Origin of the sequence: Mycolicibacter minnesotensis, from assembly GCF_010731755.1 — a bacterium.
In the GTDB taxonomy this organism is placed as follows: Bacteria; Actinomycetota; Actinomycetes; order Mycobacteriales; family Mycobacteriaceae; genus Mycobacterium; species Mycobacterium minnesotense.
Genome location: NZ_AP022589.1, coordinates 1,489,019 through 1,503,158 on the forward strand (window position 1 = coordinate 1,489,019; position 14,140 = coordinate 1,503,158).

14 protein-coding genes and 1 pseudogene are annotated in these 14,140 nt (G+C 68.0%); 10 read left to right on the forward strand and 5 right to left on the reverse strand.

Features of this window, described 5'->3' with window-relative positions:
* Positions 1–98: 98 nt before the first annotated feature.
* Entirely contained in the window at positions 99–1,097 is a 999-nt protein-coding gene (locus tag G6N09_RS07105) for a DEDDh family exonuclease (RefSeq protein WP_083025459.1), read from the reverse strand.
* Positions 1,098–1,240: 143 nt separating this feature from the next.
* Between G6N09_RS07105 and G6N09_RS07110 the strand changes: the two genes are divergently transcribed.
* The 7 genes from G6N09_RS07110 (at position 1,241) to G6N09_RS07140 (ending at position 7,307) form a co-directional block, all read left to right on the forward strand.
* Positions 1,241–2,467, forward strand: a complete 1,227-nt coding sequence (locus G6N09_RS07110; RefSeq protein WP_083025457.1) for a Mur ligase family protein — start codon at positions 1,241–1,243, stop codon at positions 2,465–2,467.
* Positions 2,460–3,173 carry a type 1 glutamine amidotransferase gene (locus tag G6N09_RS07115; protein ID WP_083025455.1) on the forward strand — a complete coding sequence of 238 codons (714 nt, stop codon included), beginning with the start codon at positions 2,460–2,462 and terminating at the stop codon, positions 3,171–3,173. The genes G6N09_RS07110 and G6N09_RS07115 overlap by 8 nt, the downstream gene beginning before the upstream one ends.
* 13 nt (positions 3,174–3,186) lie before the next feature.
* The gene (locus G6N09_RS07120) at positions 3,187–4,455 is read left to right on the forward strand and encodes a PucR family transcriptional regulator (RefSeq protein WP_083025453.1); all 1,269 of its coding nucleotides are present in this window, start codon (positions 3,187–3,189) and stop codon (positions 4,453–4,455) included.
* A gap of 107 nt (positions 4,456–4,562) precedes the next feature.
* Positions 4,563–5,786: an alkane 1-monooxygenase gene (locus tag G6N09_RS07125; protein WP_083025450.1), complete on the forward strand. Its 1,224-nt coding sequence runs from the start codon at positions 4,563–4,565 to the stop codon at positions 5,784–5,786.
* Positions 5,786–5,956 (forward strand): rubredoxin, encoded by a 171-nt coding sequence (locus tag G6N09_RS07130; RefSeq protein ID WP_083025448.1) that lies wholly within the window; start codon positions 5,786–5,788, stop codon positions 5,954–5,956. Before G6N09_RS07125 ends, G6N09_RS07130 begins: the two co-directional genes overlap by 1 nt.
* Positions 5,956–6,138: a rubredoxin gene (locus tag G6N09_RS07135; protein ID WP_083025445.1), complete on the forward strand. Its 183-nt coding sequence runs from the start codon at positions 5,956–5,958 to the stop codon at positions 6,136–6,138. Before G6N09_RS07130 ends, G6N09_RS07135 begins: the two co-directional genes overlap by 1 nt.
* Positions 6,135–7,307 (forward strand): NAD(P)/FAD-dependent oxidoreductase, encoded by a 1,173-nt coding sequence (locus G6N09_RS07140; protein WP_083025442.1) that lies wholly within the window; start codon positions 6,135–6,137, stop codon positions 7,305–7,307. The genes G6N09_RS07135 and G6N09_RS07140 overlap by 4 nt, the downstream gene beginning before the upstream one ends.
* A 15-nt stretch (positions 7,308–7,322) precedes the next feature.
* Here G6N09_RS07140 and G6N09_RS07145 read toward each other — a convergent pair.
* From G6N09_RS07145 to G6N09_RS07155, 3 genes and pseudogenes are all read right to left on the reverse strand, one after another.
* Positions 7,323–8,168 (reverse strand): annotated as a pseudogene (locus G6N09_RS07145) (hypothetical protein); the annotation flags it as partial.
* A gap of 99 nt (positions 8,169–8,267) precedes the next feature.
* Complete coding sequence (recR, locus tag G6N09_RS07150; RefSeq protein ID WP_083025440.1) at positions 8,268–8,879, reverse strand: recombination mediator RecR; 612 nt, start codon at positions 8,877–8,879, stop codon at positions 8,268–8,270.
* On the reverse strand, positions 8,880–9,215 hold the full coding sequence (locus G6N09_RS07155; RefSeq protein WP_083025437.1) for a YbaB/EbfC family nucleoid-associated protein: 336 nt from the start codon (positions 9,213–9,215) through the stop codon (positions 8,880–8,882).
* A 172-nt stretch (positions 9,216–9,387) separates the two neighbouring features.
* On the opposite strand from G6N09_RS07155, the gene G6N09_RS07160 reads away from it, so the two are divergent.
* The 3 genes from G6N09_RS07160 (at position 9,388) to G6N09_RS07170 (ending at position 12,867) form a co-directional block, all read left to right on the forward strand.
* Positions 9,388–10,095 carry an Rv3717 family N-acetylmuramoyl-L-alanine amidase gene (locus tag G6N09_RS07160; RefSeq protein WP_083025609.1) on the forward strand — a complete coding sequence of 236 codons (708 nt, stop codon included), beginning with the start codon at positions 9,388–9,390 and terminating at the stop codon, positions 10,093–10,095.
* Between the two features lie 94 nt (positions 10,096–10,189).
* Positions 10,190–11,569 (forward strand): FAD-binding oxidoreductase, encoded by a 1,380-nt coding sequence (locus G6N09_RS07165; RefSeq protein ID WP_083025435.1) that lies wholly within the window; start codon positions 10,190–10,192, stop codon positions 11,567–11,569.
* Positions 11,566–12,867, forward strand: a complete 1,302-nt coding sequence (locus G6N09_RS07170; RefSeq protein ID WP_083025433.1) for a class I SAM-dependent methyltransferase — start codon at positions 11,566–11,568, stop codon at positions 12,865–12,867. Before G6N09_RS07165 ends, G6N09_RS07170 begins: the two co-directional genes overlap by 4 nt.
* 3 nt (positions 12,868–12,870) lie before the next feature.
* Here the strand turns inward: G6N09_RS07170 and G6N09_RS07175 are convergent, their stop codons facing one another.
* Positions 12,871–14,088, reverse strand: a complete 1,218-nt coding sequence (locus G6N09_RS07175; RefSeq protein WP_083025607.1) for an FAD-dependent oxidoreductase — start codon at positions 14,086–14,088, stop codon at positions 12,871–12,873.
* Positions 14,089–14,140 lie beyond the last annotated feature (52 nt).

The window sequence follows — 14,140 nt, forward strand, 5'->3', positions numbered from 1 at the left end:
GCGGGGCGCCGCAATTGTTTCGTCACGGTTAACAGCATGGCGGCAACTGTTCATCTGCCGATGTCCCAAATTGGGACATTTCGCGTCGCGGCGACGCGTTAAAACAGCGAGATCTGCTCGCCCGCCGCCCCGGCATCGACAAATTCCTCGATGCCGGTGCCCGTGACGACCCCGCCGACGCGGTCGACGCACGCCATGAAGTCGCGGTCGGAGACCGTCGGAACACCGAGTTCGTGCGCCAGGTAGCCCTTGCCCTGTTCGGGCCGCTCGTCGTTGCAGATCACCAGCGAGGTGTGCGTGTCGACGACATCGCTGTACGCCAGCCCGGCATACAAGATGCGCTCAACGAGTTCCTCGTGGGTGCGGGTGCACTCCGCCGACAACGCCACCCGCATGCCCTGCACCAATGGTCGTCCCCGCACGTAGCGGCCGGGATTCAGATAGGCACAGGGCATCCGCGACGCCAGCGACTTCAGCGGCCGCAACTCCTCGTGGGTGATCCGGCCGTTGGGCCAGCGCCGCCGGGTCACCGGTCGCACCGGGAGCCACACGTCACGCTCACGCGCCCGTCGCAGCGCAGGTTCCAGCACGCCGGCCAGCACCCGCGCATCATCGAGCGCATCGTGCGCACGGGTCTGGACCACACCCCAGTGCGCGGCCAACGTCTGCAACCGCAGGTTCGGCAGACCCAGGTCCAGCCGTCGAGTGAGTTCCAACGTGCACATCACCGAGTCGACGGGCAGCGCGACGCCGGCCATCTCCGCCTCGGCCGCCAGGAAGGTGTAGTCAAACGCCACATTGTGGGCCACCAGCGTGCGCCCGGTCAGCAGCGCCGCAACCTCATCGACCACATCGGCGAACTGCGGCTGGCCGACCAGCATCTCGGCGGTAAGCCCATGCACATGCGTGGGTCCGGGGTCGGTGCCGGGATTGAGCAGGTGCGACACCGCCTGCTCCACGCGGCCATCGGCGTCGAGCGCCAGCGCGGCGACGCTGAGCACCCGAGCCTGCCCCGGCCGAAACCCCGACGTCTCCACGTCGACAACGACCCAGCCGTCGCCGGTTTCGTGGGCCGGGCGGCCCCACCGCGCACTCATCTCACGAGGATGGCATGCCGGGGTGACCGATCCTGGTGCGCACCGCCCGTGTCGCTGCTCTAACTGGCCACCCTCAACCTCCGCGGGCGACCCACTTCCCCCGGCGCAAGCGCCGCGGTCGCGATCGCCCTAAACTCACCGCAATGATCACCGCCCGCGGACGCCTGGCGCTGGCCGCCGGCGCCAGCGCCCGGTGGGCATCGCGCATGACCGGCCGCGGGGCAGGAGCAATGATCGGCGGTCTGATCGCGATGAACCTCGATCGCTCGATCCTGCGCCAGCTCGCCACCGGGCGGCGCACCGCTATCGTCACCGGCACCAACGGCAAGTCCACCACCACCCGGATGCTCGCCGCCGCACTGCGCGACCTGGGCCCGGTGGCCACCAACTCCGAAGGCGCCAACATGGACGCCGGCCTGGTATCGGCGCTGGCCGCCGACCGGACCGCACAGCTGGCGGCGCTCGAGGTCGACGAGATGCACGTACCGCATGTCGCCGACGCGGTGTCACCGGCCGTGGTGGTGCTGCTCAACCTGTCGCGGGATCAGCTGGACCGGGTCGGTGAGATCAACGCCGTGGAGCGTGCCCTGCGGGGCGGCCTGGCCCGGCATCCCGAGACCGTGGTGGTCGCCAACTGCGACGACGTGCTGATGGCATCGGCGGCCTACGACTGCCCCAACGTGGTGTGGGTCGCCGCCCGAGCGGGGTGGGCGGGCGACTCGGTCAGCTGCCCGCGCAGTGGCGAGGTGATCGACCGCCACGACGGTCATTGGCACTCCACCGGAAGCGAGTTCAGCCGCCCCACCCCCCAGTGGTGGTTCGACGACGACGCGCTCTACGGACCCGACGGGCTGGTACTGCCGATGCGACTGGCACTGCCCGGCACCGTCAACCGCGGAAACGCCGCCCAGGCCGTCGCCGCCGCGGTAGCTCTCGGTGCTGATCCGGCCACCGCGGTAGCCGCGGTCTCGGCGGTCGACGAAGTGGCCGGCCGCTACCGCAGCGTGCGGGTCGGCGAGCACACAGTGCGGATGCTGCTGGCCAAGAATCCGGCCGGCTGGCAGGAAGCGCTGTCGATGGTGGACAAGCACGCCGCCGGGGTGGTGATCGCGGTCAACGGCCAGGTGCCCGACGGCGAAGACTTGTCCTGGCTGTGGGATGTGCGCTTCGAACACTTCGACGACACGACCGTGGTGGCGGCCGGCGAGCGCGGCACCGATCTGGCCGTGCGGTTGGGCTACGCCGGGGTACAGCACACCCTGGTGCACGACACCCTGGCGGCGATCGCATCCTGCCCGCCCGGGCCGGTGGAGGTGGTCGCCAACTACACGGCCTTCCTGGCGCTGCAGCGGAGGTTGGGTGATGGCTGATCCGGTTCGGATCGGGCTGGTGCTGCCCGACGTGATGGGGACCTACGGTGACGGCGGCAACGCGGTGGTGCTGCGGCAGCGCCTGCTGCTGCGCGGGATCGCCGCGGAGATCGTCGAGATCACGCTGGCCGAACCGGTGCCGGAGTCCTTGGACCTCTACACCCTGGGCGGCGCCGAGGACTACGCGCAGCGCCTGGCCACCCGGCATCTGATCACCCACCCGGGGCTACAGCGCGCGGCGGCGCGTGGCGCGCCGGTGCTGGCGATCTGTGCGGCCATTCAGGTGCTCGGGCACTGGTATGAGACCTCGGCCGGAGAACGCGTCGACGGGGTCGGGCTACTGGATGTGACCACCTCTCCGCAGGAGTCGCGCACCATCGGCGAGGTGGTCGCCACGCCGCTGCTGGCGGGATTGTCGGCACCCCTGACCGGCTTCGAAAACCACCGCGGCGGCACCGTGCTGGGGCCGGACGCCGCGCCGCTGAGTGCGGTCACCAAGGGCGCCGGAAACCGGGCCGGCGATGGCTTCGACGGCGCGGTGCAGGGCAGCGTGGTCGCCACCTACCTGCACGGGCCGTGCCTGGCCCGCAACCCCGAACTGGCCGACCTGCTGCTGTCGAAGGTGGTCGGCGAGCTGACACCTCTGGAGCTGCCGGAAGTCGACGTGCTGCGCCGCGAAAGGCTCGCCGCACCCCGCCGAGTCTGACTACGGTCACACCATGACCGATCAGAGCGACGTTGCCGAGGCCGCGATCGGCATTTCGCAGCGGCTCTACGACCGGCTGTCCGAGACCATCGCCGTCATCGAGGACATGGTCGCCAGGGAATCCCCGGACCTGACCACTGATTCGTCACTGCTGCAGCTCCTGCACGAGACGGTGTCGGCGAACGTCGACGCGTACTTCTCGGCGATCCGCCACAACATTCCGGTAGCCGACATCGCGGCGCCGCCGGTGGCTTTGGAGCACGCGCGACGGCTGGCGCAGCGCGGAGTTCCGGTCAACGCCCTGGTGCGCGGCTATCGGCTGGGCCATTCCGTGGCGTTGCAGCTGGTACTGACCGAGATTCGTTCTGCAGAACTGGAACCCGACCTGAGCCTGAGCGTGCTCGGTGCCATGTCAGCGCTCATGTTCGGCTACATCGATGAGATGTCACAGCAGGTGTCCGCCGTCTATCAGGCTGAGCGGGAACGCTGGCTGGAGAGCCGAAATGCGGTGCGCGCATTGCGGGTCCGCGAGATCCTCGCCGACGACAGCCGAGACGTCGATGCCATGACGACCGCGATCCGCTATCCGCTGCGCCGCACCCACGCCGCCGTTGTGGTGTGGTATCCCGACCCCGGCGTCGACAGATTGGCGGCCGCGGAGGCCTTCGTCAAACACCTGGCGGACGCACTGCCGGTGCAGGGTTCGCCGTTGTTCGTCCCGGCCGACAGCACCACCGGGTGGGCCTGGCTTCCACTGCAGTCGGCGGCCGGAGCGGCTGTGGTGGAACAGATTCGAACCTTCGCGCAGAACGCCGACGGCGAACCCTGGGTGGCCATCGGTGAACCCTTGCCCGGAATAGAGGGTTTCCGCCGATCGCATCAGCAGGCGCTGGCGGCGCACACCCTGGCGGTGGCCTCCGGCTCCAGCATGAATCGGGTCAGTGCCGCCAGTGACCCCGGGCTGGGCGCAGCGGCCCTGCTCGGAGCCGACAACGTGGCTGCCGCGCGGGCCTGGGTCGCCGAGGTCCTGGGCCCGCTGGCCTGCGATACCGAAGCCGACGGTCGACTGCGCGAGACCCTGCGCGTGTTTCTGCGAACCGGATCCAGCTTCAAGGCTGCCGGCGAGCAACTCCACCTCCATGTCAACACCGTCAAGTACCGGGTCCAGCGGGCGGGCGAGCGGCGCGGGCGCCCGATCACCGAGGATCGGCTGGATGTGGAGATCGCCCTGCTGCTGTGTCAGTGGTACGGGGCTGCGGTGTTGTCTTCACAGGACGAATAGCCGCCCGAATTCCAGCCTCGCGGGACGAGCGGCGAGGTCACAGCGCTACCTAATGTCAGGCACATCCAAGAAAACCGTGGTGTGAACCGGCGAGAGGTTGAAATGCGATGAGCACCGAGATGGCCAGCGAACCGAAGCTCTGGCAGGACAAGAAACGTCACCTATGGCTGTTAGGCCTGGTCGCGCCCACCATGCTGTTTCTGGTGCTGCCGCTCATCTGGGCGATGAACCAGGCCGGCTGGCAGACCGCGTCACAGGCGGCGTTGTGGGTCGGGCCGTTCCTGATCTACCTGCTGCTTCCGACGCTGGACCTCTGGATCGGCGCCGACGGGCAGAATCCGCCAGATGAGGTGATGGCGACCCTGGAGAACGACAAGTACTACCGCTACGCCACCTACGCCTACATCCCCTTCCAGTACGCCACCGCCATCTTCGGCGCCTACCTGTTCACCGCCTCGGATCTGGGCTGGCTGGGATACGACGGGTCACTGGGCTGGCTGGGCAAGATCGGGGTGGCGCTCTCCGCGGCGACCGTGGCCGGGGTCGGTATCAACACCGCCCACGAGCTGGGCCACAAGCGGGAGTCGCTGGAGCGCTGGCTGGCCAAGATCACGCTGGCCCAGGTCTGCTACGGCCACTTCTACGTCGAGCACAACCGCGGCCATCACGTCCGGGTGGCAACCCCGGAGGACCCGGCGTCGGCCCGCTTCGGTGAGACGTTCTGGGAGTTCCTGCCGCGCAGCGTGGTCGGCGGCATCCGCTCGGCGTGGGAGCTGGAAGCCCAACGGGTCCGCCGGACCGGTAAGAGCCCGTGGAACCCGCGGACCTGGGCGGACAACGACGTACTCAACGCCCTGGCGATGTCGGTGCTGTTCTGGGGCGTGCTGATCGCGGTGTTCGGGGTCGCGCTGGTGCCCTACGTGCTGATCAACGCCATCTACGGGTCGTCGCTGCTGGAGTCGGTGAACTACCTGGAGCACTACGGACTGGTGCGCCAGAAGCAGGCCAGCGGCCGCTACGAGCGCTGCACACCGCAGCACAGCTGGAACTCCGACCACATGGTCACCAACCTGTTCCTCTACCACCTGCAGCGGCACAGCGACCACCACGCCAACCCCACTCGGCGCTACCAGACCCTGCGCAGCTTCGACGACTCGCCGAACCTGCCGGCCGGCTATGGCGCACTCATCGGGGTCACCTACTTCCCGCCGGTGTGGCGCAAGCTGATGGACCACCGGGTGCTCGCGCACTACAACGGCGACATCACCCGAGCAAACATCTCGCCGCGCCGCCGCGAGAAGATCCTGGCCCGCTACCAGGTACCGGCCTGATGGCCGGGTACGCATGCCCGGGCTGCGGCTACGTCTACCACGAGGCAACCGGAGAACCCCGTGAAGGGTTTCCGGCCGGCACACCCTGGCAGCAGATCCCCGAAGACTGGGCCTGCCCCGACTGCGCGGTACGCGAGAAGCTGGATTTCCAACCGACCGGAGCGAACTGATGAGCGACTACAAACTGTTTCGGTGCCTGCAGTGCGGTTTCGAGTACGACGAGGCGCTGGGCTGGCTCGAGGACGGTATCGAGCCCGGCACGCGGTGGGCTGAGATCCCTGAGGACTGGAGCTGCCCGGACTGCGGCGCCGCGAAGGCCGACTTCGAGATGGTGGAAGTGGTCCGGCCGTGAGCGGAGTGCTCATCGTCGGGGCAGGCCTGGCAGCGGTCCGCACCACAGAACAGCTCCGCCGCAATGGCTTTGATGGCCCAATCACCGTCGTCGGCGCCGAAGACCACCCTCCCTATGACCGCCCGCCACTGTCGAAGCAGATGCTGCGGGGCGAGATCCACGACGTGGCCCTCAAACCGGCAGAGTTCTACGGGCAGCATCAGATCACCTTGCGCCTCGGGGTCCCGGCTCTTGGTATCGACGCCGCGGCGCACACCGTGGCTCTGGCCGACGGTGAGACCCTCGGCTACGACCAGCTGGTGATCGCCACCGGCCTTGTTCCCCAACGCATTGCGGCGTTCGAAGACCTGGACGGCAGCTACGTGCTGCGCTCGCTCGACGACTGCGCCGCGCTGCGCAGCCACGCTGCGAGTGCGCGCCGGGCGGTGGTGATCGGTGCAGGGTTCATCGGCTGCGAGGTGGCGGCCAGTCTGCGTGGCCTGGGTGTGCAGGTGGTGCTGGTGGAACCTCAGGCCGCACCCCTGGCGGGTGTGCTCGGCGACCAGGCTGGGGCGTTGATCGCCCGGTTGCACCGCGACGAGGGCGTCGACGTGCGCACCGGCGTGACCGTGGATGCGGTCGCCGGCGGCGAGGCTGTCGAGTCGGTGACACTGTCCGACGGTTCGGTGATCGAGGCTGACCTCGTGGTGGTCGGGATCGGGTCACGACCAGCCACCGAATGGCTGCGCAGCAGCGGTATCGACGTGGCCGACGGTGTTGTCTGCGACGCGGTCGGGCGGACCAGCGCCCCGGACGTGTGGGCGATCGGCGACGTGGCGTGCTGGCGGGCCGCCGACGGGGCTCAGGTCCGCGTCGAGCACTGGAGCAATGTCGCCGAGCAGGCGAAGATCCTGGTGGCGGCGATGCTGGACCTCGACTCGGCACCCAGCCCGGGGGTGCCCTACTTCTGGAGCGACCAGTACGACGTCAAGATCCAGTGCCTAGGCCATCCGCGGGCCGGCGACACCGTGCATCTGGTCGAAGACGACTGCCGCCGATTCGTGGCCTACTACGAGCGCGACGGTGTGCTGGTGGCAGTCGTGGCAGCCGGCGTCCCGGAGAAGATCCGAACCGCGCGCGCGGGGATCGCCGCCGGAGTGGCCATCTCCGAGGTGCTGCAGCCTGCTTAGCGGCTCAGGGACTCGGGGCCGCCAGCCGCGCGACCGCAGGGCGTCGGTCACCCGCCCGACGACGTCGGCCGGTTTGTCCTCGCTGATCACCCGGATGTTGATCCAGCCCAGGGACTCCAGCCTGCGCTGACGACGCTGGTCCTTGACGTACTGCGGACGGTCGGTGCGGTGTTGGTCGCCGTCGTACTCTGCGGCCACCCGATATCTGTCCCAGCCCATGTCCAGATAGGCAAACGGCGCATAGCTGCGGTCACACACCGGGATTTGGGTGGCCGGAGTCGGCAGGCCGGCATCGATGAGCAGCAGCCGCAGCCAGGTCTCCCTGGGCGAGGCCGCCCCGGCGTCCACGAGTGGCAGCACCGCGCGCAGCCGGCGTAAACCCCGTGCACCGCGGTGATGCTTGGCGATCAGCAGGACATCCTCGATGCTGAACGGAGTGGCCCGGGCCAGGGCGTCGAGCCGGGCCAGGGCCTTGTCGCGGGGTAGGTGACGGGCCAGGTCGTAAGCGGTGCGGGCCGAGGTGGTGACCGGCAGGCCGGCGACTTTGGTTGTTTCGCCTTCCGCCAAGGTTTCGTCGCGAGTGATCAGGCCCCGTTGTGAACGTGCATCGGTCGCGATGAGCTCGACAACGACGTTGCGGTCGACCCATTGGGCCCCATGCAGGGCGGAGGCCGCGACCCCGGCGATCACTCCTTTACGCCCGCCGCTCAGCCAAGCCGCCCTCGTGCGGTCACGCAGCGTGGGAGTCGCGTCTTTGCTCAGGTAGATACCGCGGTAGAGACGGCGATACCAACGCTGCAATTCGTGGCGCGTCAGCCGGCCTGCAGCGATCGCCTCGCTGCCGATGAAAACCCCGTCCATGACGGAATGATGCCAATCCCGACTGACATCGCCCGAGACCGACGTTTTGCAGAGAAAATGCGAGAACGCGCCTGCAAAACGTCGGTTTCGAGGGAAAGATCAGGCCATGGCGCGCCGGCCGGTGAAGGCCCGGCCCAGGGTCAGCTCGTCAGCGAACTCCAGATCACCACCCATCGGCAACCCGGACGCCAGACGCGTCACGCTCAATCCGGGGATGTCACGCAGCACCCGCACGAGGTAGGTGGCAGTGGCCTCGCCCTCGGTGTTGGGGTCGGTGGCGATGATCACCTCACTGACGTCGACCCCGTCGATGCGCTCCCCGACCCGATTCAGCAGCTCACGCACCCGCAGCTGCTCCGGCCCGATCCCCGACAAGGGATCCAGCGCACCACCGAGCACGTGATAGCGACCCCGGAACTCCCGGGTGCGCTCGATGGCCGCCACATCCTTGGGCTCTTCGACGACGCAGATCTGGGCGACGTCGCGGCGCGCGTCCCCGCAGATCCGGCAGCGCTGCGCGTCGGCGACGTTGCCGCAGACCTCACAGAACTGCACCCCATCGCGGACCTTGGTCAAAACGGCGGTAAGTCGGTCGATCTCCGGCGGCTCCACCGACAGCAGATGAAACGCGATCCGCTGGGCACTCTTGGGGCCGATGCCCGGCAGCTTGCCCAGCTCGTCGATCAGGTCCTGAACCGGACCCTCAAACACCTAGGCTCCCGGCATGCCGAGCGCGCCACCCATGCCACCGGCCAGCGGTGACAACCGCTGCTGGGCCAGCGTGTGCGCCTTCTTCGAGGCGTCTGCAAGCGCTCCCACGATCAAGTCCTGCAAGGTCTCGACGTCCTCGGGGTCGACGACCTTCGGGTCGATGTGCACAGCGAGCACCTCGCCACTGCCGTTGGAGGTGACCTTGACCAGGCCTCCGCCGGCCTCACCGTGCACCTCGGTGACCGCCAACTCCTGCTGTGCCTGCAGCAGTCGCTGCTGCATCTGCTGGGCCTGGGCCAGCAGCGCCGACATGTCGGGCGGGCCTCCTGGTTGCATGACACTCCCTTTGCATTCGATCGTGTGCGCGGTCTCGACCGGATTGCGGCTTGGTTACAGCTGAAGAGACCCGGCGCGCGTGAGAACTCCAGCGTAGTCGGCCCCGGCCTACCTTGGCGGTGTGCGCGTACCAGTTCTTGTCCGTGTCGGCACCGCGATCACCACCGGCCTGATGGTGGCCGCCGTCGTGCCGAACCCACCGCTGTCCTCGGCTGCCCCCGTGGCCGGCATGATCGTCTTCCTCGACCCCGGGCACAGCGGTGCCGGCGACCCGGCTGCCCTGAGCCGTCAGGTGCCCAACGGCCGGGGCGGCACCAAGAACTGCCAGACCAGCGGCACCGCCACCAATTCCGGCTATCCCGAGCACAGCTTCACCTGGGACACCACCCTGCGGATCCGCCAAGCCCTCACTGCCGCGGGCGTCCGCACGGCAATGTCGCGAGGCGACGACACCGGGCCTGCTCCATGCGTCGACGCCCGCGCCGCCGCCGCCAACACGCTGCACCCCAATGCCATCGTCTCCATCCATGCTGACGGCGGACCTGCCAACGGCCACGGTTTCCACGTCAACTACTCCGCGCCACCGCTGAACCCGGCCCAAGAAGGTCCGGCGGTGCGATTAGCCCAGGTCATGCGCGGACAGCTGCAGGCCGCGGGCATTCCGCCGGCCAACTACATCGGCACCGACGGCCTGAAGGGACGGGCCGATCTGGCCGGCCTGAACCTGGCCGAATATCCGTCGGTCCTGGTCGAGCTGGGCAACATGAAGAACGCGAGCGATGCGGCCCTGATGGAGAGCCCCGCGGGCCGCCAGCGCTACGCCGACGCAGTGGCTCGTGGCGTCGTCGGATTTCTGAGCGGTCAATCGCAACTGCCCTGAACCTGCCCCGGCGGCGCTACCGAAACTGGAACCGCCGCATCGCACCGGCGGCGCTGCGTGCGCATCGGCCGATCCGCCACTAGCGTGGAGGGCGATGTCCGTTCGGCCGGCCGATACACCGACATCCCACACAGGGGGGGTGCAGCGGCTGCTGGCCAGCTACCGCAACATTCCCGTCGACGCGTCGGTCCGGCTGGCCAAGCCCACTTCCAATCTGTTCCGGGCCCGCAGGAAGCGGCAGGCGCCCGGCCTGGACACCTCGGGTCTGGTGCGTGTCCTCGCCGTCGACCCGCAGAATCGCACCGCCGACGTCGAAGGCATGTGCACCTACGAGGACGTGATCGCCGCCACCCTGCCCTACGGGCTGACCCCGTTGGTGGTCCCGCAACTGAAAACGATCACGGTGGGGGGCGCGGTCAGCGGCCTGGGTATCGAGTCGGCGTCATTCCGCAACGGGTTGCCCCACGAGTCGGTGTTGGAGATGGACGTGCTCACCGGCAGCGGCGACCTGCTGACCGTGTCGCGGGATCAGCATGAAGACCTGTTCCACGCGTTTCCGAACTCCTATGGAACCTTGGGATACGCGACCCGACTGCGGATCGAGCTTGAGGACGTCAAGCCCTTCGTCGCGTTGCGGCACATCCGTTTCAATTCGCTGTCCGAATTGGTCGCCACGATGGACCGCATCATCGACACCGGCGGCTTCGAGGGAGTCCCGGTGGACTACCTCGATGGAGTGGTGTTCTCGCCGCGGGAGAGCTATCTGTGCGTCGGGATAGCGACCGACTCCCCCGGCGCGGTCAGCGACTACACCGGCCAGCGGATCTACTACCGCTCGATCCGCCACCCACACGGAATCAAAGACGACCGGCTGACCATCCACGACTACCTGTGGCGCTGGGACACCGACTGGTTCTGGTGCTCACGGGCCTTCGGTGCCCAGCGCCCGCTGGTGCGGCGCTGGTGGCCGCGCCGCTACCGGCGCAGCAGCGTCTACTCGAAGCTGATCGCCTATGACCGACGGTTCGCCATCGCCGACCGGATCGAAAAACGCAACCATCGCCCGCCGCGCGAGCGAGTGGTGCAGGACGTTGAGGTTCCGCTGGAACACTGCCGGGAATTTCTGGACTGGTTCTTCGCCAACGTGCCGATCGAGCCGGTGTGGTTGTGTCCGTTGCGGCTGCGCGGCGACGAGGAGTGGCCGCTCTACCCGATCCGGTCTAACCACACCTACGTCAACATCGGGTTCTGGTCATCGGTGCCAGCCGGGGCCATCGAGGGAGCCACCAATCGTCTGATCGAGTCCAAAGTGAGCGAGCTCGACGGCCACAAGTCGCTGTACTCCGACGCCTACTACACCCCCGGGGAGTTCGACGAGCTCTACGGCGGAGCGACCTACCGAATGTTGAAGAAGACCTACGACCCCGACTCGCGGCTGTTGGATCTGTATGCCAAGGCGGTGCGACGGCAATGACCGTCCGCAGCGAGCAGGTGCGCATTCCGACGGGCCGATTGAGCCTCGCCCAGGTCTTGCAGACCCTGGCCACCGACGGACACCTGCCGCTGCGATTCACCGCCTACGACGGCAGTAGCGCCGGCCCCGACGACACACCCCTCGGCCTGGAGCTGTTGACTCCGCGGGGCACCACCTATCTGGTCACGGCTCCAGGCGACCTGGGTATGGCCCGCGCCTACATCGCCGGTGACCTACGACTGCACGGTGTGCATCCCGGCGACCCGTACCTGCTGCTCAAGGCGCTCGCCGATGAGGTGCACTTCAGGCGACCCTCGCCACGTGCCCTGGCCGCCATCGTGCGCTCGATCGGGATCGAGCACCTGGTGCCGATCCCGCCGCCACCCCAAGAAGCACTGCCCCGGTGGCGACGCATCGCAGAAGGACTGCGGCACAGCAAATCTCGTGACGCCGGGGCCATTCACCATCACTACGACGTGTCCAATGACTTCTACGAGTGGGTGCTGGGGCCGTCGATGACCTACACCTGCGCGGTCTACCCACATCCGGACGCGACCTTGGAGCAGGCGCAGGAGAACAAATACCGGTTGATCTTCGACAAGCTACGACTGCAGCCCGGAGACCGCCTGCTTGACGTCGGCTGCGGCTGGGGCGGCATGGTGCGCTACGCCGCGCGCCACGGGGTGCACGCCATCGGTGCGACGCTGTCGGCCGAACAAGCCCGGTGGGCCCAGTGCGCGATCGCCGAGGCCGGCTTGTCCGAGCTCGCGGAGGTGCGGCACTGCGACTACCGCGACGTGGTCGAATCCGGATTCGACGCGGTCTCCTCGATCGGGATGACCGAGCACATCGGTGTCGCCCACTACCCCGCTTACTTCGGCTTTCTCAAGTCCAGGCTGCGCCCAGGCGGACTACTGCTCAACCACTGCATCACCCGGGCGGACAACAGATCTGGAGCGGCCGCGGGTGATTTCATCGACCGTTACGTGTTCCCCGATGGGGAGCTGGCCGGATCTGGCCGGATCACCAGCGAGATCCAGGATGCGGGCCTGGAAGTGCTGCACTGCGAAAACCTGCGCAATCACTACGAACTGACCCTGAGGGACTGGTGCGCCAACCTGGTGGCGCATTGGGATGCGGCCATCCGTGAGGTCGGGCTGGCCACGGCAAAGGTGTGGGGGCTGTATATGGCCGGCTCCCGGTTGGGGTTTGAGCACAACGCGATTCAGCTTCATCACGTGTTGGCGGCCAACGGGGGCGGCGCCGGACTGCCGCTGCGACCGTGGTGGCAGCCCTGACCGTCAGCCTCGCCGCGCGAATGCGGGTGCCCGCTCGGGGCGCACCCCCACCCCGACGAGGTAGGCGGGTAGTGCCGACAGCCAGGGCAATGCGGCAAACAGGGTTGCCACCCCAGCAGGCGGGCTGACCGCCTTTCCGCGCAAGATCGGTTCCAGCGTCCGGTGCGCCACCCGCTGCACCGATTGGGTGACGACAGTGGGCAGCTCACGGCGCCGCTGCACCGCCGCCAGATCACGCCTGCTCACCCGGCCTTGCCGGAGCGGGTCAGCCAGGATGGTCGCGGCGGCCACCGCGTCCTGCACCGCCAGATTGATGCCGACACCACCCATCGGCGACATGGCGTGCGCCGCGTCCCCGATGCAGAGCAGCCCATCAATGCTCCAGCGCCGCAACCTGTTCAATCGCACATCCAGATGTTTGATGTCGTCCATGGTGCGCAGGGCCGACACGGTCTCGGCGGCCTCGGGGATGAGCTCGACCACGTCACGGCGGAAGGATTCGATACCGCGGGCCCGCACCTGGGCATCAGTGCCTTTGCGACCCAGGAATGCCACCTGGAAATAGCCGTCCCGCGGAATCATGATCGCGGCCCGCCCCCGCCCCAGGCGCGGCAGCAGCGTGGGCTCGGTGGCGGCGTTTGTCGGCAGCCTGAACCACCACACGTCGAAGTTCACCGGAAACTCGCGTAGGCCCAGCCCAGCGACCTGCCGCGCGATCGACCACCGGCCATCACAGGCCACCGTGAGGTCGGCGCGCAGTTCACCGGGCCCGTCGCAATCCTTGTAGCGCACCCCGACGACCCGCCCGTGCTGGTAGATCAGGTCGGTGACCTCGGACTGCATACGCAAGGTGAACGTCGGCTCGGTCTGTGCGGATTCGGCAAGCAGGTTGAGCAGGTCCCACTGCGGCACCATCGCGACGTAGGGGTGCGGCTGGCCACGGATCCGGCCGAAGTCGACCACCGTGACGTCGCGCCCGGCCACATCAAGGCTGATCTGGTGGATCTGACTGTGCGCCAAAGCCGTGAAGCGCTCCCAGAGCCCCAGCTCGTCGAGCAGCCGCAGTGTGGTCGGGTGCACGGTGTCGCCACGGAAGTCGCGCAGAAAGTCGGCGTGCTTCTCCAACAATGTCACCTGCACGCCGGCCCGAGCCAGTAACAGGCCGAGAACCATGCCTGCAGGGCCACCACCGACGATCGCGCAGGTGGTGGTTCCGGTCATGTCGCCCATGAAGAGGAGACGTTACGCGTGATTGAGGTGGTGTCCGGGCGGT

Excerpts from the sequence above, each read along its gene's own strand:
- G6N09_RS07105 (WP_083025459.1), bottom strand. The coding sequence starts at position 1,097 with ATGAGTGCGCGGTGGGGCCGCCCGGCCCACGAAACCGGCGACGGCTGG.
- G6N09_RS07110 (WP_083025457.1), top strand. The coding sequence starts at position 1,241 with ATGATCACCGCCCGCGGACGCCTGGCGCTGGCCGCCGGCGCCAGCGCC.
- G6N09_RS07115 (WP_083025455.1), top strand. The coding sequence starts at position 2,460 with ATGGCTGATCCGGTTCGGATCGGGCTGGTGCTGCCCGACGTGATGGGG.
- G6N09_RS07120 (WP_083025453.1), top strand. The coding sequence starts at position 3,187 with ATGACCGATCAGAGCGACGTTGCCGAGGCCGCGATCGGCATTTCGCAG.
- G6N09_RS07125 (WP_083025450.1), top strand. The coding sequence starts at position 4,563 with ATGAGCACCGAGATGGCCAGCGAACCGAAGCTCTGGCAGGACAAGAAA.
- G6N09_RS07130 (WP_083025448.1), top strand. The coding sequence starts at position 5,786 with ATGGCCGGGTACGCATGCCCGGGCTGCGGCTACGTCTACCACGAGGCA.
- G6N09_RS07135 (WP_083025445.1), top strand. The coding sequence starts at position 5,956 with ATGAGCGACTACAAACTGTTTCGGTGCCTGCAGTGCGGTTTCGAGTAC.
- G6N09_RS07155 (WP_083025437.1), bottom strand. The coding sequence starts at position 9,215 with ATGCAACCAGGAGGCCCGCCCGACATGTCGGCGCTGCTGGCCCAGGCC.
- G6N09_RS07160 (WP_083025609.1), top strand. The coding sequence starts at position 9,388 with ATGGTGGCCGCCGTCGTGCCGAACCCACCGCTGTCCTCGGCTGCCCCC.
- G6N09_RS07165 (WP_083025435.1), top strand. The coding sequence starts at position 10,190 with ATGTCCGTTCGGCCGGCCGATACACCGACATCCCACACAGGGGGGGTG.
- G6N09_RS07170 (WP_083025433.1), top strand. The coding sequence starts at position 11,566 with ATGACCGTCCGCAGCGAGCAGGTGCGCATTCCGACGGGCCGATTGAGC.
- G6N09_RS07175 (WP_083025607.1), bottom strand. The coding sequence starts at position 14,088 with ATGACCGGAACCACCACCTGCGCGATCGTCGGTGGTGGCCCTGCAGGC.